This is a genomic window from Neoroseomonas lacus (assembly GCF_014644535.1).
Classification (GTDB): domain Bacteria; phylum Pseudomonadota; class Alphaproteobacteria; order Acetobacterales; family Acetobacteraceae; genus Neoroseomonas; species Neoroseomonas lacus.
The window spans coordinates 135,291-158,872 of record NZ_BMKW01000002.1; the positions used below are offsets into that span (position 1 = coordinate 135,291).

At 69.7% G+C, this 23,582-nt stretch carries 22 protein-coding genes, 1 tRNA gene and 1 pseudogene; 13 read left to right on the plus strand and 11 right to left on the minus strand.

What is annotated here, in order from left to right; genetic code table 11:
* Positions 1-146 precede the first annotated feature (146 nt).
* The 4 genes from IEY36_RS04010 (at position 147) to IEY36_RS04025 (ending at position 5,021) form a co-directional block, all read left to right on the plus strand.
* Positions 147-1,349, plus strand: coding sequence for an aspartate aminotransferase family protein (locus tag IEY36_RS04010; RefSeq protein WP_188966089.1), 1,203 nt, complete (start codon positions 147-149; stop codon positions 1,347-1,349).
* Entirely contained in the window at positions 1,346-2,296 is a 951-nt protein-coding gene (gene argF / locus IEY36_RS04015) for an ornithine carbamoyltransferase (RefSeq protein WP_373290295.1), read from the plus strand. Before IEY36_RS04010 ends, argF begins: the two co-directional genes overlap by 4 nt.
* A gap of 312 nt (positions 2,297-2,608) precedes the next feature.
* Entirely contained in the window at positions 2,609-3,817 is a 1,209-nt protein-coding gene (locus IEY36_RS04020; RefSeq protein WP_188965650.1) for a nucleotidyltransferase domain-containing protein, read from the plus strand.
* A gap of 4 nt (positions 3,818-3,821) precedes the next feature.
* Positions 3,822-5,021 (plus strand): PqqD family peptide modification chaperone, encoded by a 1,200-nt coding sequence (locus IEY36_RS04025; RefSeq protein WP_373290296.1) that lies wholly within the window; start codon positions 3,822-3,824, stop codon positions 5,019-5,021.
* Positions 5,022-5,753: 732 nt separating this feature from the next.
* Here IEY36_RS04025 and IEY36_RS04030 read toward each other — a convergent pair.
* Together IEY36_RS04030 and IEY36_RS04035 are read right to left on the minus strand one after the other, a co-directional pair.
* Positions 5,754-6,746: a glycosyl hydrolase family 17 protein gene (locus IEY36_RS04030; RefSeq protein ID WP_188965652.1), complete on the minus strand. Its 993-nt coding sequence runs from the start codon at positions 6,744-6,746 to the stop codon at positions 5,754-5,756.
* Between the two features lie 601 nt (positions 6,747-7,347).
* A pseudogene (locus tag IEY36_RS04035) lies at positions 7,348-7,710 on the minus strand (ornithine carbamoyltransferase); the annotation flags it as partial.
* Between the two features lie 239 nt (positions 7,711-7,949).
* On the opposite strand from IEY36_RS04035, the gene hslO reads away from it, so the two are divergent.
* From hslO to IEY36_RS04050, 3 genes are read left to right on the plus strand one after another with little or no spacing between them, the layout of a single operon-like run.
* A complete protein-coding gene (hslO, locus tag IEY36_RS04040) occupies positions 7,950-8,924 on the plus strand; it encodes an Hsp33 family molecular chaperone HslO (protein ID WP_188965653.1) in 975 nt (324 codons plus the stop codon).
* Positions 8,924-9,583, plus strand: a complete 660-nt coding sequence (locus tag IEY36_RS04045; protein WP_188965654.1) for a hypothetical protein — start codon at positions 8,924-8,926, stop codon at positions 9,581-9,583. The genes hslO and IEY36_RS04045 overlap by 1 nt, the downstream gene beginning before the upstream one ends.
* 14 nt (positions 9,584-9,597) lie before the next feature.
* On the plus strand, positions 9,598-9,987 hold the full coding sequence (locus tag IEY36_RS04050) for a RidA family protein (protein WP_188965655.1): 390 nt from the start codon (positions 9,598-9,600) through the stop codon (positions 9,985-9,987).
* A gap of 87 nt (positions 9,988-10,074) precedes the next feature.
* Here the strand turns inward: IEY36_RS04050 and IEY36_RS04055 are convergent, their stop codons facing one another.
* Both IEY36_RS04055 and IEY36_RS04060 read right to left on the minus strand, forming a co-directional pair.
* Positions 10,075-10,557, minus strand: a complete 483-nt coding sequence (locus tag IEY36_RS04055; protein ID WP_188965656.1) for a nucleoside deaminase — start codon at positions 10,555-10,557, stop codon at positions 10,075-10,077.
* A 43-nt stretch (positions 10,558-10,600) separates the two neighbouring features.
* A complete protein-coding gene (locus tag IEY36_RS04060; protein ID WP_229681104.1) occupies positions 10,601-11,479 on the minus strand; it encodes a hypothetical protein in 879 nt (292 codons plus the stop codon).
* A 297-nt stretch (positions 11,480-11,776) separates the two neighbouring features.
* Here IEY36_RS04060 and IEY36_RS04065 point away from each other — a divergent pair, with 297 nt between their 5' ends.
* Together IEY36_RS04065 and IEY36_RS04070 are read left to right on the plus strand one after the other, a co-directional pair.
* Complete coding sequence (locus IEY36_RS04065; RefSeq protein WP_188965657.1) at positions 11,777-12,748, plus strand: Bug family tripartite tricarboxylate transporter substrate binding protein; 972 nt, start codon at positions 11,777-11,779, stop codon at positions 12,746-12,748.
* A complete protein-coding gene (locus IEY36_RS04070) occupies positions 12,745-13,872 on the plus strand; it encodes a hypothetical protein (RefSeq protein ID WP_188965658.1) in 1,128 nt (375 codons plus the stop codon). The genes IEY36_RS04065 and IEY36_RS04070 overlap by 4 nt, the downstream gene beginning before the upstream one ends.
* Positions 13,873-13,939: 67 nt before the next feature.
* Here IEY36_RS04070 and folE read toward each other — a convergent pair whose 3' ends face one another.
* From folE to metZ, 4 genes are all read right to left on the minus strand, one after another.
* A complete protein-coding gene (gene folE / locus IEY36_RS04075; protein WP_229681105.1) occupies positions 13,940-14,581 on the minus strand; it encodes a GTP cyclohydrolase I FolE in 642 nt (213 codons plus the stop codon).
* 124 nt (positions 14,582-14,705) lie between these two features.
* On the minus strand, positions 14,706-15,119 hold the full coding sequence (gene apaG / locus IEY36_RS04080; RefSeq protein ID WP_188965659.1) for a Co2+/Mg2+ efflux protein ApaG: 414 nt from the start codon (positions 15,117-15,119) through the stop codon (positions 14,706-14,708).
* 203 nt (positions 15,120-15,322) lie between these two features.
* On the minus strand, positions 15,323-15,934 hold the full coding sequence (locus tag IEY36_RS04085) for a LysE family translocator (RefSeq protein ID WP_188965660.1): 612 nt from the start codon (positions 15,932-15,934) through the stop codon (positions 15,323-15,325).
* A gap of 6 nt (positions 15,935-15,940) precedes the next feature.
* On the minus strand, positions 15,941-17,158 hold the full coding sequence (gene metZ / locus IEY36_RS04090) for an O-succinylhomoserine sulfhydrylase (RefSeq protein ID WP_188965661.1): 1,218 nt from the start codon (positions 17,156-17,158) through the stop codon (positions 15,941-15,943).
* A gap of 255 nt (positions 17,159-17,413) precedes the next feature.
* On the opposite strand from metZ, the gene IEY36_RS04095 reads away from it, so the two are divergent.
* The 4 genes from IEY36_RS04095 (at position 17,414) to IEY36_RS04110 (ending at position 20,109) form a co-directional block, all read left to right on the plus strand.
* Positions 17,414-17,487: transfer RNA gene (locus IEY36_RS04095), tRNA-Gly, on the plus strand.
* Between the two features lie 167 nt (positions 17,488-17,654).
* The gene (locus IEY36_RS04100; protein ID WP_188965662.1) at positions 17,655-18,125 is read left to right on the plus strand and encodes a hypothetical protein; all 471 of its coding nucleotides are present in this window, start codon (positions 17,655-17,657) and stop codon (positions 18,123-18,125) included.
* Between the two features lie 191 nt (positions 18,126-18,316).
* A complete protein-coding gene (locus IEY36_RS04105) occupies positions 18,317-19,291 on the plus strand; it encodes a Bug family tripartite tricarboxylate transporter substrate binding protein (RefSeq protein WP_188965663.1) in 975 nt (324 codons plus the stop codon).
* Positions 19,288-20,109 (plus strand): alpha/beta hydrolase, encoded by an 822-nt coding sequence (locus IEY36_RS04110; protein ID WP_188965664.1) that lies wholly within the window; start codon positions 19,288-19,290, stop codon positions 20,107-20,109. Before IEY36_RS04105 ends, IEY36_RS04110 begins: the two co-directional genes overlap by 4 nt.
* A 70-nt stretch (positions 20,110-20,179) precedes the next feature.
* Here IEY36_RS04110 and IEY36_RS04115 read toward each other — a convergent pair whose 3' ends face one another.
* The 3 genes from IEY36_RS04115 to IEY36_RS04125 all read right to left on the minus strand — a co-directional run bounded on the left by IEY36_RS04115 (position 20,180) and on the right by IEY36_RS04125 (position 23,389).
* Positions 20,180-21,562: a hypothetical protein gene (locus IEY36_RS04115; RefSeq protein ID WP_188965665.1), complete on the minus strand. Its 1,383-nt coding sequence runs from the start codon at positions 21,560-21,562 to the stop codon at positions 20,180-20,182.
* Positions 21,563-21,755: 193 nt separating this feature from the next.
* The gene (locus tag IEY36_RS04120; protein ID WP_188965666.1) at positions 21,756-22,610 is read right to left on the minus strand and encodes an NUDIX hydrolase; all 855 of its coding nucleotides are present in this window, start codon (positions 22,608-22,610) and stop codon (positions 21,756-21,758) included.
* A 32-nt stretch (positions 22,611-22,642) separates the two neighbouring features.
* Positions 22,643-23,389, minus strand: a complete 747-nt coding sequence (locus IEY36_RS04125; protein ID WP_188965667.1) for a hypothetical protein — start codon at positions 23,387-23,389, stop codon at positions 22,643-22,645.
* Positions 23,390-23,582 lie beyond the last annotated feature (193 nt).

Below are 23,582 nucleotides of genomic sequence, written 5' to 3' on the forward strand. Positions count from 1 at the left end.
CCCCATCTTCATGCCGCGCAGAACAGCTTCGCATTCCAGACTCTTTTGCCGCGCGCGTAATTGGGTCATTCTCCCTTCTTTCCCATGGGTCCGTGCCGCGATCGTCGCGGTGGCGCGCCCGATGGAGACTGCGGAGAGTGGATTCAGTGATCCCCGCCCTGATGCCGACCTACAACCGTGCCGACCTTGCTTTCGAGCGGGGCGAGGGCGCGCGCCTGTGGACGGTCGATGGGCGACGATTCCTAGATTTCGGCGCCGGCATCGCCACCAGCAGCATCGGCCATGGCCACCCGCATCTGGTGAAGGCCATCGCGGAACAGGCGGCGCGCGTCATGCACGTCTCCAACCTGTACCGCGTCCCGCAGGCCGAGGAACTGGCCGCGCGCCACGTCGCCGCGTCCTTCGCGGATTCCGTCTTCTTCTGCAATTCGGGCGCCGAGGCGAACGAAGGCATGGTGAAGGCCGTCCGCAAGTATCACGCCGAGAACGGCCACCCCGAACGCTTCGGGATGATTTGCTTCGAGGGCGCCTTCCATGGCCGGACGCTGGCGATGCTGTCGGCGACGGGCAATGAGAAGTACCTCGCCGGCTTCGGCCCGCCGGTCGAAGGCTTCTCCCATGTGCCGTTCGAGAACATGAATGCCGTGCGTTCGGCGATCAATGCGCAGACCGCCGGCATCATGATCGAACCGATCCAGGGCGAGGGCGGCGTGCGCCCCGCCTCGCTCCGCTTCCTCAAGGAACTGCGCCAGGTCTGCGACGAATACGGCCTGCTGCTCGCCCTTGATGAAGTGCAGACCGGCATGGGGCGCTCGGGCAAGCTCTGGGCGCACCAATGGGCCGGGATCGAACCCGACGTCATGTCCGCGGCCAAGGGCATCGGCGGTGGTTTCCCGCTCGGCGCGGTGCTGGCGAAGGAAGCCGTCGCCAAGCACCTGAAGCCGGGCACCCACGGCACGACCTATGGCGGCGGGCCGCTCGCCTGCACCGCCGGGCTCGCCGTCATGGACGTGATCATGGCGCCGGGCTTCCTCGATGGCGTCGACCGTGTCGCCCGTCATCTGTGGAGGGGGCTGCTGGGCCTCGCCGAGCGTCATCCCTCGGTGGTCGAGGGCATCCAAGGGGCCGGCCTGCTGCTCGGCATCAAGCTGAAGCCGGCAGTCTCCAACGGCGAGATGCAGACCGCGACCGTCGCCGAGGGCCTGCTGACCGTCGCCGCGGGGATGAACGTGCTGCGCCTGGCGCCGCCGCTCATCATTACGGAAGCCGAGGCGGATGAGGCGGTCGATCTGCTCGACCGCGCCTGCCGCCGCATGACGCCATCCAACGCCAAGGTAGCGGCAAAGTGAGTGCCGTGTTGAAGCCGATCGACGGGGGGCCCGGAGCCCCCCGTCACTTCCTCGAGATCATGGATTTCGACAGCGCCTCGCTGCGGCGCATGCTGGACCTCGGCGCCCGCACCAAGCGCGGCGAACTGAAGGACAAGCCGCTCGCGGGCAAGACCGTGGCGCTGCTGTTCGAAAAGCCCTCCACCCGCACCCGTGTCTCCTTCGAGGTCGGCGTGCGCCAGCTCGGCGGCGAGGTGGTGGTGCTGACGTCGCGCGACATGCAGATGGGCCGCGGCGAGACGCCGAAGGACACCGCCCGCGTCCTCTCCCGCTATGTCGACGCCATCATGCTGCGCACCGACGATGTACGGAAAATTCGCGAATTGGCGGAATACGCGACGGTGCCGGTGATCAACGGCCTGACCGACATCTCGCACCCCTGCCAGATCATGGCCGATGTGATGACCTTCGAGGAACATCGCGGCCCGATCGCCGGCCAGGTCATCGCCTGGACCGGGGATGGCAACAACGTCGCGCAATCCTTCATCCAGGCCGCGGCGCGCTTCGGCTTCATCCTGCGCATCGCGACCCCGCCGGAACTCGCCCCGCCCGCCGCGCTGGTGGATTGGGCGCGCGCCCAGGGGGCGAAGATCGAGCTGACCAACGACCCGATGGTGGCGGTGGCCGGCGCGCGCTGCGTGGTGACGGATGCCTGGGTGTCGATGTCCGACGAACGCGACGGCCGCGCGCCGGCGCGGCACAATCTGCTGGCGCCCTACCAGCTCAATGCCGAGTTGCTGAAGCACGCCGCCCCGGATGCGATCGCGATGCATTGCCTGCCGGCGCATCGCGGCGAGGAAATCACCGACGAGGTGATGGACGGCCCGCAAAGCGTGGTGTTCGACGAGGCAGAGAACCGGCTGCACGCGCAGAAGGGCGTGCTGCTCTGGGCGCTGGGGGCGGGGTGACGGCGTTGCTCCACGAAAGTCCGACCCTGCTGCACTGACTTCGGTCTAGGTGGTTGGTGCGGTGGCGCAGCGCAGGCCGTTCGTTCCTGAGGCAATCGAGCCCACGTTTGACCAAGGATCACCTTGCGTCGTTCCTGTGAACCTGAACATTCGGTTGGTCCACTCCCGAAGCCCCCTTGCGCAAGGACGGGTCGGCATGGAACACGCCGGCACCCCCGCCGAGGCCGTCGTCATCGGTCTCGCATCCGGCGGGATGTTGTTGCGCGCTGACGCGGAAATGTCGCCAATACGCGCGGCAATCGGAGGCGATCGGTGCCACAGCTGAGGCCGGAGCCGCCCTCGCTCGAATCGGCAGTCGTGTTCGCCACCGCCCGGCGAGAGCTCGGCGAGGCGGATCGCGCCGTGCTACTGTCGGCCAGCGCACGCGGCGTCGACTGGACCGCGGTGGTCCGCGGGGCGCTGGCGCATGGCACGGGCACCCTGCTCTGCCACCACCTGTTGACGCTGCCTTCGGACAAGCTGCCCGCAGCGATGCACGCCGCTGCGGAGGCCGTCGTCGCCGGTCGGCGGGCCGCCAATGCCGCCGTCGTCGAGCAGCTGTTCGGACTGCTCGATGCGCTCGAAACTGCAGGCATAGAGGCGGTGCCCTTCAAGGGGCCGGCGCTGGCCGCGGAAGCCTTCGGCGATATAGCCCTGCGCGAGTTCCGCGACCTTGATCTGCTGATCGACGAAGCCGCGATCGACGCCGCGATGACGGTGCTGCGCCACCTCGGCTACCGTTCGCAGGCGGAGGGCCTGTCGCCGCAGCAGATGGCCGCCTATTACCGCTATAATGGGCAGGACATTCTGTTCCGTGACGGCAGCCTGCCTGTCGAGCCGCACTGGGCCTTCGCGCCGAGCACCTTCAGTGTGCACTTCCGCGCCGCCGACGTGATGCGACGGGCGCAGCCCGCCCCCCTTGCCGGACGCATGCTCCGCCTGCCGACACCAGAAGATGCGGTCATCATCGCAGCGGTTCATGGCGCCAAGGAACGCTGGCACCGCCTGCTTTGGGTCGCCGACATGGCTGGCTTGATTCAACGCCATCCGGCGATCGACTGGGATGTCGCGCTGCGGCGGGCGACAAGCGCCGGGGTGCGACGCATGATGCTGCTCGGCTTGGCGCTCGCCGATGACCTGCTGGGGGCACCGCTGCCCGACGAACTGCGACGGGTCGTCGCCGCGGACACAGGCGTCACTGCGTTGCGGTCCGAACTGCGCATGGCGGTGCAGGGCGCCGCCGCGCCGTCCCATTCGATATTCCGGCTGTCGCGCTTCGGCTGGCGGGTGCGTGAGCGCTGGGCCGACAGGCTGCGTTATGTTGTCGCGACCACGACCACTGCGCGTCTACACCACTATCGGATGTTCGAACTGGCCGGCCCCCTTGCGGTTGCCTATCCCGGCGTGAAGTTGGCGCACGACTATGTCGCGGCGCCGCTTTGGTCGGCGCTGAAGGCACTCGGCCTGGTGCGACGGGAGTAGCGGAATGCCGGCGCGTGAAGCTGCCACATCGCGGCCGGCCCCCGGCACGCACACCCTATTCCTGGATGGGGACTGCCTGGTGTTCTCGGCGCCGCGGCAGGAGGTGCACGTGCTCAACAGCTCGGCCGGCGTTGTCTGGTGCGCGCTGGAGGATGGCCTCTCCCCGACAGAAGTCTCGGATGTGCTCGCCGAGCGCTTCGGCCTGGCGCCGGACGCGGCGCGGGCGGGGCTCGCCGCGGCGCTCGCGGCGCTTCGCTCGTACGCACTGCTGGACGGCGGCGCGGCACCGCCAGTCGCGGCGGCGCCGGCGCCGGCGGCGCCAGCCGGGCTCCCGCCGCTCGGCACGCCGCATTTCGTCGCCGACACGCAGTACGCCCTGCTAGGCACGCGGTTCCGGCTGCGCTGCACCGACACGGCGGTGCTGGGGTGGGTGGACCCGGTGCTACGCCACCTGGCCACGCCGCCGGGCGCTGTGGACATCGTACTCGCGCTGGTCGGCTCCGCGACCGCGGGTCGATACGTTCTGTACCAGGACAATCTGCCGGTCGGCGAGTGCTCAGCGGTGAACGGCGCGGCACCGCTGGTGAAGGGCGCGATCTGGTCCAGCGCCGTCAATCGGTTCGACTTCCTGATCGGGATCCATGCCGGTGTGGTGGGTGGCGCCGATGGGGGCGTCATGTTGCTGCCCGGCCGTCCGGGTCGCGGCAAATCGACGCTGACAGCCAAGTTGTTGCGCGCCGGCGGACGCTATTTCAGCGATGAAATGGCGCTTTTTGGGACGACCGACCTGCGCATCACGCCACTGCCCCTGCCGCTGTGTGTGAAGGCCGAGGGGCGCGCCGCCCTGGCCGAGGACTATCCCGATCTGGCAACATTGCCGCTGCATCTGAGGGCCGATGGCCGGCGAGTGGCCTACCTGCCTCCGCCGCCCGCGTCATTGCCGGCGCCGGGCACCTCGGCGCCGTTGCGCGCAATCGTATTCCCCCATTTCCGCCCTGGCGAGGCGAGCCGCCTCTCGCCATTGCGGAAGGCCGAGGCACTGCGGCGGTTGATGGCGGAATGCATGGTCAAGCGCCGCCCATTGGAGCTCGGCCACATGCGGTCACTGCTTGGCCTGATGCAGCAGACGGCCTGCTATGATTTCAGCTTTGCGACCTCCGCCGAAGCTTTGCGATTGCTCAGGCCAATTTTAAACTTGGGGTAGAGGCTCAGAAATGCTACGCAGAGGTTCAGGGCCCGTTGGCGTCCCGAAACAAGTGACAGGAGGTTCGCATGCAGCAGGACAATGGAGAGCGCGAACCGCTGGACGGCGCCGGTGCTGACCGGCGGAATTTCCTTGAGGCCGCCGGCAAGGCCGGGTTTGTCGCGCCCGCAGCCATGCTCTTGTTTGCCGCCGCGTCGCCAAGCGCGCTGGCCGCACCGTATGGGCGGCCGACGCCGCCCCGTCCACCCGGTCGACCGTACGACTGGAGTCCTCCAGGGCCGACGCGTAACCCCTGACCACCGGCCGGCTTGGACGCCACGCTCTTTATCTATCTGAAGCCGGTAAACCTTTTCGTGTCGGGGCAGCTGCTGTTGGCTGGCTGCTCTTGGACGCTGGGTGCAGCCATAGCTGGCGCATGCGCGTCGACGACATCTCGCGGGATCAGGCCAGGTTTTTGAACCGTGGCTTGCCTGTTCTGGTTTCGACGATGTCGCAGTGATGGGTCAAGCGATCGAGCAGCGCGGCTTCAGTTTGTTGTCGCCGCAGGCCTCGCATGTCGCGGCCTCGGCATGAGCCACACCCCTATGCCGTTGGAATTGCCTCGCGGGCGAAGGTGGCGCCGGAACGGCGGCCGAGAAGGCATCCGCGTGCCAAGGAAAACGGATGCCGCTCGTGGTGCTGCTGGGCGAGCCAGTACCGTGGGATCGCTTGGGGATTACCCTGGGCGGAGCGTCACGATTGCCAGTTGAGCGGGTATTTTTTTGATCCGTTCAAATTGAACGCACCCCAGTAACGTTCGAATTGGCCGGGGCCTGTATCTTTCTCGTCCTCATCAAAGGTCTCGAACAGGAAGCAGCCGATCTTCTTGCCTGGAATCCGGGGGGTTCCGGCGCCGCTCTTGCAGTGATTGATCAGGTTCTGGTTGAAGGTCTGGGCATTGGCCACGGTGGCTTCGTCGTTGCCGGCCGTTGGCCAGCCGCACTCGCCGATCACAATCTCCATGTTGCCGAGCCCGATCTTGCCGAGTGCGACGTGCAGCGCATCGATCATCGCGTCGAAAATGTTCTTGTAGGTATAGGCGCCATCCCGCACCCAATGGTTCGACCCCGCCGTGAACAGGCAGTAGTCCAGTGGAACGTCATTGAGGTTCTGTATCCGTGTCAGGAATGGATAAATATTCACCAGAAACGGCGCACCGCTCTTTTGCATGATGGCGCATGTTTTACTGATGACGGATTCCAGCTCCGGCTTGATGGAGCCCGCTGACGGCGGATAGGAGTTCGCCATGAACTCGAAGTTCTGCGGGACAGTGACGCCGATCCCGGTCAGTCCGGCAGCCTGCAATGCGGCATAAACATTGGTGACTGCCGGCGCCAATATGTCGTTGTAGGCGCCATTGTGCCATGAGCCGAGCGGCTCGTTGCCGACGCATATCCAGCAGATATTCTTGGCGTAGGGTCGGATCCTCTCGATGAAATCCGACGTCTTGCCGTTGGCGAAGTCCTGGATCATGTCGTTCGGCGTGCCGACGGCCAAGCGTACCGGCATGTTGTGTGCCGTTGCCGCCGCGATGAATTCCATGCTCCGTGAACTCAGCGAAAACGTCTTTGCCATATAGACATGCGTGGCAATTTCATTGACCGCTGCGTGAGCGTCGACAGGCGACGACTGGAAGTCGTTGCTGAAGTTCAATCCCATGACGAATTGCGGTGGTACCGGCGCCATATTGTCCTCCCATTGTGATGAAACCGGACCTTCCACGAATATCCGGGCAGTGAGCCGTGGGCGTGTCGGTGACCCGACAGCCTATGCACCGACCACCACGCCGGCATGGCGCGCGCGGGGGTATGACCCGTCGGTGGTTGTGGTTTCCGCGAGGATGCTGCGCGTTCGGCCCAGACCGCGCTACCGTTCACGCGCCACCGCCCGGCGCGACCGATACCGAGATCGACGCTCGTCATCGCGGCCGTAACGGCCCGGGGCGCAGCCGGCCGTGCGGAAGGCGACAAGACGGCCACGCCGGCCGGATCTCGCCCGACGCGTCCCGCGGCGCGGTCAGGGCCCAATGCTTGCCCATGTCGGGCAACGCCAGAGTTTTGGGAGCCGGCCAAATGTACACAAGTGGGAGGGTGTCAAACTGGACTGACTAATGCCAGTTCAATATCGCATGGCGGGCGAGGTTTCCGTTCGCCTCGCCAAAAGGTTGGCAGTTCGGCGTGGCGCGAGGCCCACGAACGGAGCGGTTCGTCACCAGCCCGCGGACCCAAGCGCGCGGCGGACCGGTGTGATGGCGTGGGAGATGTCCGCCCTTGTCGGGACGGCGCCATCAGCCGGCGCCCAAGGCCCAGAGCAACAGGCCTCTCTGCGCGTGCAGCCGGTTCTCCGCCTCGTCGAACACCACGCTTTGCGGACCGTCCATCACCTCGTCGGTGATTTCCTCGCCGCGATGCGCCGGCAGGCAATGCATCGCGATCGCATCCGGGGCGGCGTGCTTCAGCAACTCGGCATTGAGCTGGTAGGGCGCCAGCAGATTGTGCCGCGCCGGCGCGCGGCCGTCGCGTTCGTCGGACATCGACACCCAGGCATCCGTCACCACGCAGCGCGCGCCGCCGGCCACCGCCACCATCGGGTCGTTGGTCAGCTCGATCTTCGCCCCCTGGGCGCGCGCCCAATCCACCGGCGTGGCGGGTTCGGCCACTCGCCAAAGGCTGGATGGTCATCGGGTGAATCGAGGGTTCGAGGTCGCGCCCCCGTCATCGCGCGCGAGCTGATCCGGAGCCGACGCGCTACCAGCGGCAATCCAACAAGCACGCAGCGGGACGCGCTTCCCCATCCCGTGTCGCGCGCAGGCCGGCTCTGGACGGCAAGAGACGCACAGTCGTCAGCGACACCTTGGACGTCAGCCCCCTCCCGCCCTATCTAGGACCCGTGTCCAGCCCCACCGAACCCTCCCGCACCCCCGATTTCCTCAACCATGACCGCCCCCCGGTGCCCGACATCGTGGTCCCGCGTGGCGTGCAGCCCTTCCACCTGCGCGACAAACCGGTCCGCGGCCGCCTCGTCCGCCTCGGCGCCCTCGCCGATGCGCTGTTGACGCGCCATGACAACGACCCCGCCGTCACCACCCTGGCCGGCCAGGCCCTCGCACTCACCGCCGGCCTCGCCGCCGCCCTGAAGTTCCGTGGCTCCTTCTCCCTGCAGGCCAAGGGCGACGGCCCCGTCCCCATGCTGCTCGCCGACTGCACCGATTCCGGCGCCCTGCGCGGCTATGCGAGGGCGGACGCGGAAAAGCTCGCCCCCCACCTCGCCGACGGCGCCACCCCCACCGCAGCGGCGATGCTCGGCCAGGGCTACCTCGCCTTCACCTGCGACCAGGGTCCTGAGATGGAGCGCTACCAGGGCCTCGTCGCCATCGAGGGCGATAGCCTCACCGAGATGACCGGCTCCTATTTTCGCCACTCGGAACAGCTCGCCACCCATGTCCACCTCGCCTGCGCCCGCACGCCCTCCGGCTGGCGCGCCGCCGCGCTGATCCTCGAACGCGTCGCCGGTGCCGGCGGTGTCGGCGAGGAACTCGACGAGGACGCCCAGGACGACGCCTGGCGCACCGCCCTCGCCCTCGCCGCCACACTCACCGACACCGAATTGCTGGACGACACCCTGCCCGGCGAACGCCTGCTGCATCGTCTGTTTCATCTGGAGGGGCTTGCCCTCGACCGCGCCCGCGCCCTTTCCTACGGCTGTCGCTGCTCGCGCGCCCGGCTGTCCGGCGTGCTGGCGGGCTTCGGGGCGGACGACCTCGACCACATGGCCGAAGACGGGGTGATCACGATGACCTGCGAGTTCTGCAACCTGGGCTTTCGCTTCGACCGCAGCGACATCACCAGCGCGGAGCAGGGCTGATGGCCGTGGCGATCGACCGCCGCGCCGCCCTGGCCGGCCTGCTCGCCACCGCCGCCTGCGGCGGGCGGGGACAGCCGCTGCCCACGGCGGTGGCGGCTGCCGGCCCGCCCTCCTATGCCTATCTGACGCCGCTGCGCCTGGCCGTGGGCCGTATCGAGGTCGTCCCCGCCGCCGACCCCGCCGCGACGCGCACCATGCCGCCCGCGCCTCTCTCCCCATCCATGGTGGTCAGCGCCATGGCGCAGGACCGGCTGTCGGCCGCCGGCGGCCCCGGCTCCGCGCGCTTCCGCACCCAGGTCGCCACGCTCACCCGCGAAAGCGCCGGTTCAGGCGGCGTCTTCACCACCGCGACCGAACGTCTGACCTGCGTCCTGCGCTGCCGCATCGAGATTATCTCCGATGAAGGGGCGCCGGCCGGATTCGCCGAGGCCGAGGTCCGCCGCACCGCCACGCGCCCCGCCGGCAGCGAGGCCGAGCGCGCCCAGGCCGCCGATGAGATCGTCCGCCTCGCCGGCAGCGACCTCAATGTCGAATTCGAATACCAGCTTCGCCGCAACCTGCGTTCCCTGCTGCGCGCCCCGCCCTCGACCGACGCCCCCGAAACCCCCGCCGCGACGGCGCCCGAAACCTCGGTCGAACCCGCCTCGCTGGACATCTGAACGGAGCATTGGCCATGGCCCACGTCACCTTCTCGAACCCGCCCGGCGCCCCGGTGCCGGCCTCGCGCTATTCCCAGGCCGCGCTGATCGAGGGTGAGGGCCGCCGCCTCGTCATCTCCGGCCAGGTCGGGCTGCGCCCCGATGGCACGCCGGTCGCCGAGGCCGAGGACCAGATGACACAATGCCTCGCCAATCTCGCAGCGGTGCTCGCCGCGCATGGGATGGCGGTGGAGAATCTGGTGAAGATGACGGTGTTCCTGACCGACGCGGCGCAGATCCCGGCCTGGCGCCGACAGCGCGATGCCTTCCTGGGCGGCCATGCGCCGACCAGCACGCTGCTGATCGTCGCCGGCCTCGCCAGCCCCGCCTTCGCCGTCGAAGTCGAGGGCGAAGCCGTCGCCTGACGGCGTCCTGCGGTCGTCATGGCGCACGTCGGCGCCACGGCGACCCGGGAGGCGAATGCGCCTCGGGGCGCATTCCCGAACGGTCCCTCAATAGGGAACGCGGTCGGCCTTATCCTTGTACTTCTTCCAGACCTCGACGGCTTCCGCCTGCATGATCTGCTCGCAGCGGATGGAGCGGTCATGCACGGGCTTCTTCAGTTCGCCGTAGATCATGCTGTCGTCGAAATCGCCGTATTTGAACGCGTCCTCATTCGTCGAGGCGTAGAACACGCGCTCGATGCCCGCCCAATAGCTGGCGGCCATGCACATCGGGCAGGGCTCCGCGCTGGTGTAGAGCGTCGCGCCGGTCAGCTTGAAGCTGCCGACCTTCCTGCAGGCGTTGCGGATGGCCTCGATCTCGCCATGCCAGGTCGGGTCGTTTTCCGCGACGACGCGGTTCGCACCCTCCCCGATGATCTCGCCATCGCGCACGATGACGGTGCCGAATACCCCGCCGGCGCTGTCGATCAGCGAGGTCTTCTCCGACAGCGCGATGGCACGCCGCATGAACTTCTCGTCGTCACTGGTCATCGTGATTTCCTTTTGAGGTGAACGCGCATCATCCGCCGCGCGGTCAGAATAGAAGGGACAGAATGCCGATCTCGGCGGCGTAGAGGGCGATCATCACCGCCGCGCCGCCAATCTCATTCCTCCAGCGATGCGCGGCCGGCGGCTTCAGCCACCACGTCATCGCCGCCCCCGCGAGCCCGGCCAGGGGCCACGACACCAGGCACACGCTGAGGGCGTTGCCGATGAAGGTGCCGACGGTGGTCGGCAGGCCAGCGAGATAGGGGCTGAGAAAGCGCATCTCCAGGATCACCACCGGGAACAGCACGAGCAGGACCACGGCGGTCTGCTTCCAGGCCGGGGGCGAGGTGCCGGCTGCGTCGGGCTCGAACCAGCTCCCGAAGCCGCCGGCCAGCCGTCGGCTGGACCAGCGGGACATCGTCGGATCGGCCCGGTCGAGCAGGCCGCGGCGTTCGCCCGACCCCAGCCAGGCGTCGAGTTGCGCCGGGGTGGCGAACCGCACGAGCGTCGCCCAATGCGGCGCCTCCCCGGCAACCGGCGCCTGCACGAAACTGCCCAAATATCCGGGGAAGCGCGCCTGGGCAGCCTGGATGGCTTCGGTCCAGACCAGGAACTCGGGCTCGCGGCCCGGCTCCACCACCGTGGTGATGACTTCCGTCACACCGCCCAACGCGTGGTAGTCGGGGGCGATCTCCTCCCGCACCGCGGCGCCGTCTGGGGCCTTGAGGGTCATCAGCTCGGCCATCAGGGCCTGTCGCTGCGCGTTCGCCATCCATCGGTCCAACGCGACCGCGTGGGTGAAGCGCTGGACGATCTGCCATTGGGCGGACCCTTGATGGGTCGGCAACATCTCGACGCTGAGGAAGTCCGGCTGGGATGAGATCAGCCGCGTCAGCGTCGATTGCCACGACAGGAACGGATCCATGCCACTGGCGCTCAACTGGATACTCGTGACTATGGCGCAGGCGCCAACATCCGCAGATCCGATACCCGCCAGCGACCTAGCCCCCTGCTGCGCCCACGAGGCTATCACGATACGAGCCTCGGCATAGGTTGAATTCCTGCGGCACCACCATATCGGTCGCACTCTCGCGGCCCTGAACCTCGCACCCCCGGCATGAATGCTGCGACAGGTCTTCACCCCCGGACGCGCGCCACCGCGCATGACAAGGCCGGAACTCCCAGGCTAGCCTGCCCGCAACGAGAGTGGAGGAGCCTCAGGATGCGGCGTCGCACGACCCTGGCCGGGATGGTTGCGCTGGCGCTGCCGAGCGCCGCCCGCGCGCAGGATGCGTTCCCCAACAAGCCGGTCCGCCTGGTGGTGCCCTTCGCCCCGGGCGCGTCCTCCGACACGCTGGCCCGGCTGATCACCGCCAAGGCGGCCGGCCCACTAGGCGGGTCGTTCGTCATCGAGAACCGCGCCGGCGCCGGCGGGCTGATCGCCGCGCAATACGTCGCGCATGCCGCACCCGACGGTTACACGCTGCTCTGGGGCGGCGGGACAGCGATCACCCATGCGGTGATGCAGGCCAATCCCGGCTACGACGTGCTGCGCGACTTCACGCCGGTCATCGCGCTCTCGGCGCATCCGGCGGTGCTCGCGGTGCGCAGCGCCTCGCCCCTGCAGGACATGTCCGGGCTGCTCGCCGCGGCCAAATCCACGCCGGGCGGGCTGCGCTACGGTTCGGGCGGCATCGGCACGCCGGCGCATATGGCCGCGGCGGCGATGCTGAAGCTCGTCGGCGCCGAGGGCATCCATGTCCCCTATCGCGGCGCCAACCAAGCGACCCTCGCCGTCGAACAGGGTGAGGTGGACTTCGCTTTCGCCATCAGCAACATCGCCCTGCCGCGCCAGCAACAGGGGGTGGTCCGCATCCTCTGCACGGCGGGTGCCGTGCGCATGACCGCCCTGCCCGCGGTGCCCACCCTGGCCGAGAGCGTGCCGGGCGGGCCGGTCGTCACCAGCAACTCGTCCGTCGTCGGCCCGGCCGGGCTGCCGGAAGCGGTGACGCGCCACCTGCATGCCGCTTTCCATGAAGCCGTGGCCCATGACGCCGCGCTGCGCGCCGGGCTGGTCGCCGAGGGCGGCGAGATCACCCTCTCCGCCAGCCCCGCCGCCTATGCCGCCGAATGGCCGGTCGAGTTGCAGCGGCTGCGCGACCTGGTGGGCCTGTCGGGTGCGCGCGTCGAATGAACCCCGCCGGATTTTTCGCCGACTACGATGCCTTCGGTGACCGCCGCACCGGTGGCGAGGGCGATGCCGCCGCCGCCGCCTGGCTCCGCGACAAGACCGCGGCGACAGGTGCCGAGGCCCGGCTGCTCCCCGCCCCCTTCACCCGCCTCACCCCCGGCCGCGCCACACTCGAGGGCGCCAGCTTCGCCTTCGAAGGCCTGCCGCTGTTCGATGGCGGCCTGACCGGGCCGGACGGGATCGTCGGACACCTCGGCCCGCTCGGCTCCGACGCGCCGATCGGCATCGCCGAGATGGACCCCGCCGCCGCCAGCCTGCCCGGCAACGCCTTCGCCCGGGCCCGCGCCGAGAGCCGCCATGCCGGCATCGTCATCGCGTTGCGGACCAAGCCGGATGGCCTGGCGCCGCTCAATGCACATGACCTGGCGGCCCCCTTTGGCCCACCGGTGCTGCAACTGGCCGGGCGGGACGCGCCCCGGCTGATGGCGCTCACCGAGGCCGGCGCGCAGGCGCGGCTGGTCGCCACCGGCACCCGCGCGCCCGGCCTGTCGCAGTCCATCCGCGCGGAACTGGCCGGCATGGCGCCGCCGCTGGTGCTGCTGACGCCGCGCACCTCCTGGTGGACCAGCACGGCCGAGCGCGGCGGTGGCATCCTCGCCTGGCTTGCCGCGCTGAAGGCGCTGGCCCAGGCCCCCCGCGCGCGCGGCGTGGTGGCGCTGGCGACCTGCGGGCATGAACTCGGCCACATCGGCGCCCACCAGGCCTTCGCCGCCGAACCGGAACTGGCGGCGCAGGCCCGGCTGGTAGTCCATCTCGGCGCCAATCTCGGCGCGGCGGAGGATGCTCGGCTGACCGTGCGTTCCAATGTCCCGGGGGTTGCCGAGCGCATGGCCGCGCGGCTCGAGGCGGCCGGCTATCCGGCCGAGGCGCTGGAGGTGGTGACCGGCGGCAAGGCCAATGGCGAGGCGCATGAGGTCGAGGCGCGCGGCGGCCGCTACCTGTCGCTGATTGGCAAGAACCCGTGGTTCCATGCGCCGGAGGACCGCTGGCCGGTCAGCGTCGATTGCGCCCGCGCCTCGGCCATCGCCGGCGCAGTGGCGGCGCTGTCGGTCGAAGCCGCGCGTTAGCGCGGGTTCCGATCAGGCGGCCCTCACAGCTGGTGGCCGCGCCGGGCGAAGGCCTGGTACGCCGATGTCACCCCTCGCGCATCCCGCGCTGCCCCTGGATCATCGACAGGAATTCCTTGCGCGTCGACGGGTCGTCCCGGAAGGCGCCGAGCATCCGGCTCGTCACCATCGACACGCCGGTCTTGTGCACGCCGCGCGTGGTCATGCACTGGTGTACCGCCTCGATCACCACGGCGACGCCCTTGGGCTTCAGCACGTCGTTCAGCGTATTGGCGATCTGCGCCGTCATCTTCTCCTGGATCTGCAGCCGCTTGCCATAGGCCTCGACGACGCGGGCGAGCTTGCTGATGCCGACCACGCGGCCCGACGGCAGGTAGGCGACATGCGCCTTGCCGATGATCGGGCACATGTGGTGCTCGCACATGCTCTCGAGCCGGATGTCGCGCAGCACCACCATCTCGTCATAGCCCTCCACCTCCTCGAAGGAGCGGGCGAGCAATTCGACGGGGTCTTCCTCATAGCCGCAGAACCATTCGCGATAGGCGCTGGCGACGCGCTTGGGCGTATCGAGCAGCCCTTCCCGGTTGGGGTCGTCACCGGCCCACAGCAACAGGGTGCGGATGGCGTCCTCGGCCTCGGCCTGGGTCGGGCGGGGCAGTGTCGTCGCCTTGTCGTCCGCGGGGGCGGAAGCGGGCAGATGGATGTTCACGGGCAGGCTTCCTTCCAGGATCGCGGCGCGATGGGCGGGTCCGTCCGCGCCGTTTCCGCGAGGTCGCCCTGCCGAGGCAGATGGGGCGATCCCACGGGTCCGCAACCCATCGGCCTGAGCGCGGTCAATGCACCCGGCCCGAAGGCTGGTGTGGGCTGTCCAGGCTGAAAGCGGGAATCGCGACGTCGAAGGCCTCCCCGCTATCGGCCACCACCATGTGGTAGGCGCCCTGCATGAAGCCCGAGGCGGTCGGCAGCGGCGTGCCGGAGGTATATTCGAACCGCCCGCCGGGTTCGAGCAGCGGCTGTTCGCCGATCACGCCCGCGCCATGCACGGTCTGGGTGCGGCCGAGCCCATCGGTGATGTGCCAGGTCCGGCGCAGCAGCTTCACCGTCTCGCGCCCGATATTCTCGATCTCGACGCGATAGGCCCAGACGAACTGCCCGCGCTCGGGTTCCGACTGGTCAGCGAGGTAGAAGGCGCGCACCGAAACGCGGATGTCGCGCGTGGTCGCGCAGTAGCCGTCGTTCTTTGCCATGGTGACCCTTCCTCAGAGGCTGCCTGGAAAGTCCGGCACCGGCCCGCACCCCCACGTCGGTATCCTGCAATGGGCAGCCGGGCGAGCGTGCGGGCCAGCGACCGGACCAGGAAACGCGCCGGACAGCGCGCTTCCCAACGGACCCTCAGCTCGCGATGAAACGTCCGGGCCGGGCGTTTGTCCATCGCCGCCTGCGGCCGTCGTCAATGGCTGCGCATCGCCGCGGTGGCGAGCCCGGCGCCCACCAGCACCGTCCCGCCGCAGCGGTTCAGGGTGCGGCGCACGTCCGACCGCCGCACCGCCCCCGACAGCCGCGCGGCCAGCAGCGCATAGACCGCCGCATTGATCGCCGCCAGGGTGACGAAGCTCGCCACCAGCACCGCCGCCTGCGGCAGGAAGGGGCTGCCCGCATCGACGAACAGCGGCACGAAGGCGACGAAGAAGGCGATGCCCTTGGGGTTCAGCGCGGTCACCACATAGGCGTCGCGCATCGCCCGCCGCGCACTGACCGGCGCGGCGGCGGCGGCCTCGACCGGCGCCCGCCACAGCTTCACGCCGAGCCAGACCAGATAGGCCGCGCCGGCGAACTTCAGCACCATGAACAGCGTCGCCGAGGCCGCCAGCAGGGCACCCAGCCCGGCCAGCGACAAGGTCATCGCGGTGAGGTCGCCGAGCGCCACGCCGGCGACCAGCGGCAGCGCCGCCCGCCGGCCGGCGCCGAGCGACTGCCCGATCACCAACAGGATGGTCGGGCCCGGGATCACCAGCATCACCGCCGTCGCGGCGAGGAAGGCGAGCCAGGTGTCGATCGCCATGGCGCGCTACTCCGCCGCGCGCGCCGCGGGGGCGGCGGCATCGAGCGCCTCGGACAGGTCGTCGATGATGTCGGCGACATCCTCGAGCCCGACCGACAGCCGGACCGTGCCGTCGGTGATGCCCAGGCGCGTGCGCTCCTCGGCGCCGACGCGCATATGCGTCGTGGTCGCCGGATGCGTCGCCAGCGACTTCGCATCCCCGAGATTGTTCGAGATGTCGATCAGCCGCATCGCGTCCATGAAGCGGAAGCAGGCCTCCTTGCCGCCCTTCAGGTCGAAGGTGACCAGCGTGCCGCCCGCGCTCATCTGCGCCATCGCCAGCTTCTGCTGCGGATGGTCGTCGCGGAACGGGTAGAGCACGCGCGAGACTTCCGCCCGCTCGCCCAGCATGTCGGCGACCGCCGCGGCGGAGCGGCACATGGCGGGCACGCGCAGATGCAGCGTCTCCAGCCCCTTGAGGATGGTCCAGGCATTGAACGGGCTGATCGACGGGCCGGTGTTGCGGATGAAGGGCTGCAACACCTCCTCGACCCACTTCTTCTTCCCCAGCACCGCGCCGCCAAGCACTCGGCCCTGGCCATCGAAATGCTTGGTGGCGGAATAGACGACGACATCGGCGCCGAAGGCCATCGGCTTCTGCAACAGCGGCGTGGCGAACACATTGTCCACCACGACGATCGCGCCGGCCTTGTGGGCCAGCGTGCAGACCGCGCGCATATCCACGATCTCGAGCATCGGGTTGGATGGCGTCTCCAGCAGCACAAGCGCGGTCGGCTTCGACAGCGCGGCTTCCCACTGGGCGAGGTCGGCGCCATCGACGAACTCGGTCGCGATGCCGTAGCGCGGCAACAGCGTCGAGACGATCCAGTGGCAGGACCCGAACAGCGCGCGCGAGGCGACGACGCGATCGCCGGTCTTGAGGTGGGACAGCATCGCGGCGTGCACCGCCGCCATGCCGGTGGCGGTGGCGCGGCAGGCCTCGGCGCCTTCCAGCGCGGCGATGCGTTCCTCCAGCATCACCACGGTCGGGTTGCCGAAGCGCGAATACTGGTAGTGCTGCACGGTGCCGGCGAAGGTCGCCTCGGCCTGGGCGGCGCTGTCGTAGACGAAGCCGGAGGTGAGGTACATCGCCTCGGAGGTCTCGTCGAAATCCGAGCGCATCTGCCCGCCGCGCACCAGCAGCGTGGCAGGGCGGAGCGGACGGTCTGAACGGGACTTGGCCATGAGGGCGCACCTTCGCGACAATGGGGCTGTGTCCGGCCCTTCGCGGGCGGCGGACGCGTGGCGCCCGCACGGCCGTTTAGCGCGTTTGTTTTCCGCATCCCTGGAGATGCGCCCCGGTGAAGGGACCTCGCCGCAAGCTGGCCGGACAAATCGCGAGGGGCGTTTCCGCCGAACGCGTCGTTACGCCCGGCCGGGGCCGGCGGTCAAGCAGGTGGCTTGCCCAGCGCCCCCGGGGCCGCTTATACGGGGGGCGTTGCGGGCGTAGCTCAATGGTAGAGCTCTTGGTTCCCAACCAAGTGACGAGGGTTCGATTCCCTTCGCCCGCTCCATCCTTTCCGCGGCGAACGTCGGCCGGGGCGCACATCGAACCGCCTATCTTCCTGGTTGAATTACATGTTCCTCACGAGCATGCTCGCGCCCGGTTCTTTTTCTCTGCGCGGCGGTGAGCCGGCGCCCCAATACCGTTGGCAGAGACGAGGTCGGGAGACGTCGCCGCATGTCCACCTCGCTCAACCAAAGTTCTGACGACGAGGAATCTTCCGGAAGCGAATCGTCTGATCCAGGCAGCCTGAGCGCCTATGTCCTCGTGAAGTGGAGCTTCTTCAGGGACAACACCATCGTCGGATCCGGAGAGAACATCTCGCTCGACGGTGATGGTGGGCTGGATGACCTGATCACCTACCTGGTCGATGACCTTCGCAAGACGGACATCGTGATCTACAGCGGCGTCCATGGCACACCGTCGGGCATGCTCCAGATAGACGACCCCGACTTCGTCCAGGACGACATGGATGCCCTTGCGCAGGACGCGGACGGCCTGCGCATCGTCATCAAGCCTGTCGATTTCGACGTCGCGCAGCACCGCATCCCTGACGGCATGCGCAGCGATCTCGACGACCCCAACACCTGCGTTGTTCTGGGTTGGTGCAACAGCAGGTACTACCTGAGCTTCATGCAGTACCTCTGACCCGCCTCGATCCCCGCACGGCGGCGGAACGGTATCGCGCGGCCCGGGCACGCCAGGGCCATCAGGGCTTGGCCGCTCGCCTGATCGCATCAAGGCGAGTGCCGGCGGCATGCCGAAGGGGGAAGGCCCGGGATGCCAAGACCCGCCCGATGCGCAATGCTCCGCCGCGATTCGACGGAGGACGCCCCATCATGGCCCATCACCCACAACGCCGCGCGCTGCTCGCCGGCCTCGCCGCCGCGCCGCTCGCCGCAGGCACCGCCCGCGCCCAGGCCGACTGGCCGAACCGCCCGGTCCGCCTGATCATCCCCTCCGCCGCCGGCGGCGCGGCGGATTTCATCGGCCGCACCCTTGGCCGCTTCCTCGAGCCGCATCTGCGCCAGCCCGTGGTGGTGGACAACCGCCCCGGCGCCGGCGGCATCACCGGCACCGAGGCCGCCAAGCAGGCCGCGCCGGACGGCTACACCTTCCTCATCGCCACCAACTCGACCCATTCGGCAAATGCCTTCCTCTATCGCCGCCTGCCCTACGACCCGGTGCGCGACTTCGCCCATGTCGGCATGCTCGGCACCTTCGCGACCATCGCCGTGGTGCCCGCCGAGGCGCCCTACAAGACCATCCCGGCGCTGGTCGCCCAGGCGCGCGCCAATCCGGACCGGATGTTCTTCGGCTACTACTCCTCCTCCTCGCTGGTGCCGTCGGCGCTGCTCAAGGCGCGCGCCGATCTCGAGATCACCGGCGCGGCCTATCGCAACATCACCCAGATCATGCCCGACCTGATCAGCGGGCAGATCCAGTTCGCCTTCCTCGACAGCCTCTCGGCCGCCGCCGCGCTGCAATCGGGCCGCCTGACGCCGATCGCCGTCACCTCCCCGCAGCGATCGCCGCTGATGCCGGAGCTGCCGACCGTCGCCGAGACGATCCCCGACTTCGTCGTGCAGGGTTGGTTCGGCCTCACGGCGCCGGCCGGCACGCCACGGCCCATCCTCGACCGCATGCAGACGCTGCTGCGCGAGGCGGCGGCCGACCCCACCCTGGTCGAGGCCGTTACCCGCCAGGGCCTGACGCCCGGTTTCATGACCGGCGCCGAGATGGATCGCTTCCTGGTCGATGACCGCGCCCGTTGGCAGGAATGGGTGCGCATCGCCGGCATCGAGCCGGAGTGAGCATCGCCCCACCCGCCGGCCTCGCGTCGCCCGGCACGCGCCGCCCGGCCGGCGACCGGGCGGCGTTCTTCGCCACCAAAGGTGTCGGCCCGACCATCCTGTGCATCCCCGGCGGCTATCACGGTGCCTGGTGCTTCGCCGCCTGGATGGCGATCTTCACGGAGGCCGGCATCGCCGCGGCGGCGCTGGAGACGCGCGGCAAGGGCAGCCTGGCCACCGCCGCCGAGCCGGCCACCGGCATCGAGGACTACGCGACCGACGCCGTCGCCGCCGCCATGGCGCTCGGCGGCCCGGTGGTGCTGCTCGGCCATAGCCTCGGCGCACTCATCGCCATGCGCGCCGCGATGCGCCTGCCGCGCGTCGCCGGCCTGTTGCTGGTCGCCCCCTCCCCGCCGGGCAACATGCCAGGCGTCGCCGCCGTGCCAACCGTGCCGGAGGGCGCGCTGATCCCACCGCCGGCCGAGGCCCTGGCCGTTACCCGCTTCCTTGGTGGCGAGCGGCCGGCGGGGCTGGCTGGCTACCTCGCGGCGCTGTCGCCAGAATCGCCACGGGCGCTGAACGATCGTTACGCCCTGCGCGTGCTGGTCGACCCGGCCCGCTTCGCCACCATCCCCAGCCTGGTCGTCGAGGCCGGGCGCGACGATGCCGAGCGCCACCCGGCCGGCCAGGATGCCGCGATCAGCCGCTTCCTCGGCGGCGAGCACCTGCTGCTAACAGCCATGCCGCATTGCATGATGCTCGGCCCCTGGGCCGTGGAGTCGGCCGCGCCGTTGATCGCCTGGCATCGCGCGCGGTTTGCCCGAGGCGAGGAACGGTAAGGCTGGCGGGGCGGCGCCCCTCACGCCCGAAGGTTTGGAACCGGAGAGGGGCAGAGCCCCTCTCCGCGGGTCAGCGCGGCGCCGGCGTCGCAGCGGGCGCGTCCGGCACCGGCGCGATGACCGTCACCGGCGAGCCCTGCAGCGCCTCCCGCGCCACACGCAGCCGCGTCTCCACGTCGTTCAGCTCGCCGCGCCGGTCATTCAGCCGCGTCTCCGCCGCCGCGACCTGCCCGGCCAGTTCGGCCCGTCGCCGTTCGGAAGCCGCGATTTCGTTGCGCGCCGCCTCGGACTGGGTGGTCAGCTCCGCGCGCTGGCGCTGGGCGGCGGCGAGTTCGGCACGCGCGGCCTCGGCCTGCCGTTGGGCCGCCGCGGCCTCGACCCGGGCCGCCTCGGCCTGCGCGCGACCGCGGGCGGCTTCCTCCTCCGCCCGCCGGATCAGCTCGGCCGCGCGGCGATCGGCCTCCCGCGCCGCGGCCTGCCGCTCGGCCAGGGTGCGCTCGGCCGTCTGCCCCTGGTCGCGCAGCGTGGTGACGCGGCGCTCCTCGGCGGCGGCCGACTCGCGCAGCTGGGCGAGCTGGCGCTCGGCCTCGGCCACGCTGCCGCGCAATTCGGTCACCCGCGTCTGCAGGCCACGCAGCTCGGCCGCTGTCTGGTCGCGGGAGGTGGTCAGCCGGGCGACCTCGCCGCTGAGCTGCGTCGCCGCCGTCCGTCGCGTGGCGGCCTCGGCCTGGGCGGCGGTCGCGGCGTCGCGCGCGGCGGCGAGACGGGCCTCCTGCTCGGCGATGCGTGCCGCCTGTTCGGCGGCGCGGGCACGCAATTCGGCGAGGCGGCGCTCCTCGGCCCCGGCGTTGGCGCCAAGCTGGGAAAGACGCTGTTCCGCGGCGGCCGCTTCAGCGCGGAGGCCGGCGAGGCGGCGTTCCTCCCCGCTCGCCTGCCCGCCCAGCGTCCCGACGCGGGCCTCGAAGGCGGCAATGTCGCCACGCAGCGCGGTGATGCGTTGCTGTTCCGTCGTCATCTGCTGGCGCAATCCGCTCAGGCGGGACTCGGCATCGGCCACCCCGGCGCGGCGCTCGTCGAGCATCATCTGCGTCTGCCCGGCTTCCCCGCGCAGGCTGGCGAGGCGTCGCTCCTCGGCCTCGGCCTGCTGGGCCAGCCCGGCGGCCTGTTGTTCGGCCGTGCCGCGGCCACGCTGGGCGGTGCCGAGCGCGGCGCGGGCCTGCGCCACGCTCCGTTCGACCTGCCTCAGGTCGCCGCGGGCCTGGCGCTCGGTGGCCAGCGTGCCTTGCAGCGTCGCCACCTGGGCGGTGAGGTCGCGGCCGCGCGCTTCGGACGCGGCAAGGTCGCGTTCAAGTCCCTGGACACGTTCGGTGCGTTCAAGGGTCAACCCGCAACCTGGCAGCAGCGCGACAGAAGCGAGCAGGGCCAGGCGGGGCAGGATGCGGGTGGCGGTCATCAGCATCGCTCCGGACGGCGATCCCGCCAGGCCGGGACGCACGGTGAATCATAGGACCGCGGTCGTGGCCTGAGTCCAGCCCGCCACGGTTGCAATCTGGCGCAAAGCGTCGCCCGACGAGAATGAGGCACGACCTGTTGCCGAAGGGTTGACCGCCGGTTGCCTGCGCCGTCGTCATCGCGTGACGCGCTGATCAATCCGGTCCCTGGTCGAGCCCCGCGCGCAGCATCCCGTCCGGGTCGGCGACCAAACCCTCTCGCAGGAACAGGTCGATCAGCACCAGGTTGACGTTGAACTTGATGCCATCGCCCTCGCGCACCGCCTCCAGCAGGCGGGTCGCGGGCCACAGTTCGAAACGCTCGACCTCGTCGTCATTGGGGATGGGCAGTACGCCCTCGGGGATGTGGAGGTCGTAGCAATGCAGCACGTCGCGCCGCAGCCCCTCGGCATTGGCCATGACGTAGGAGACCCGCCCGGCCGGCCGTGCGGCGATGGCGAGCTCGGGCGGCAGCGAGGCTTCCTCCGCCGCTTCCTTCACCAGGCATTCCTCGGGCGTAAGCCCGGCCGGGATGCCGCCGGCGACGATGTTGTCGAGCTGGCCGGGGGCGACGGCCTTGTCCTTGGCGCGCAGCCCGACCCAGACATGCAGCCCATCCGCCCGGCGCACCAGCCCGTTCACATGCACGCCCTGGGACATCACGCCGAAGGCCGGCAGGGCGCCACGGTCGAGTGCGGCGAGCGCCGGCCCGGTGCTGGTCGCGCGCACGTCGAAGGCCTCGCGGCGGATGCGCAGGAAACCGCCGGCGGCCAGGGCGGGCAGCACCTCCGACAGCGCCTCGCTGCGCATGCCCGGGCTGCGCAGCCGTGCGGCGAGCGCCACCCCGTCGCGGTCGAAATGGAAGTCGCGCGGCCGGAAGGTCAGCGCCTGGGCGAGGTCGGGGGAAACCCAGCCGACCTGCGCCGCGCCGATGCGGAACGGGATCAGCCCGGCGGGCGAGCCGATGTTATTGCAGGCATCGATGTGGCGCTGGAGGGCGGGGTCGGGCATGCGGCCTCGGATGTTGGCGCGGGACAGGCTGCTCAGGAGCGGGGCCGGACGCGGGCGTAGGAGAGGTAGTGATAGGTATCGCGTGGCCAGCGATCGGCAAGCACCGAGGCCGGCATGCTCATCTCCTCCTGCCACGCATCGGCGAGCACCGCGGTATCGGCCCATTGGTCGAAGGGCGGTTCCTTCTGGTTGCCCGAAACATCCGGAATGCCCAGCACCGCGACGGTGTGGTTGCGGAAGAAGCGCGGCCCGCTGCGCGGCAGGATCAGGATCAGGTCGAGCGGCGCCACCCCCGCATGGCGCATGAGCGCGAAGGCGGTCGAGGCGATGTAGCCGCAATTGCCCGCACCGTGCCGGATCGCCAGATGCGCGATCTCGTCCAGATGGTCGATCCGGTAAGGATCGAGGTTGGACAGCGTCATGGCATAGGCCTCGTCGTAGTCGAGCTCGCCCACGCCGGTATCGACCTGGCCCGTCGCGATGGTGGAGGTCATCCAGCGGTCCAGCTCGGCGCCGAGGCGGCGGATTGCGAAGGGGTCGTCCGGCCGCTTTTCCGGCCGGTCGAAGCTGCGCAGGCCGCGTGGCCCGCCGGCGGGAACCTGCCCGCCCCAGCTGCCGCCGCTGAAGGGTGCGATCTGGTTGGACGGGCCGGCCGAGATCAGGGCGCGGGTGATCTTGATCGCGGTTGTCGCCGCGATCGGGAGGTTGCCGGCGATCGGCCGGATCGGCCCGGCCAGCGCCGCGATGCGATGCTGCTTGGCCTCGAGTTCGGGTGTCATGCGGAGTCCGGCGGCAAAGACGTGAAACAGGGGCGCGTGGTGGTCACGCACGCGGCCCGACGGAAGAACGATGTTCAGCGCGTGGCCACCCCGCTGGCAATGCACGGCTTCACACCGCGGGGCCTTGCATCCGGCGCGTGGATGGCGCCCATGCGTAGCGGGCGCTTCCCCAGATCGCTCGCCCACCCCATCT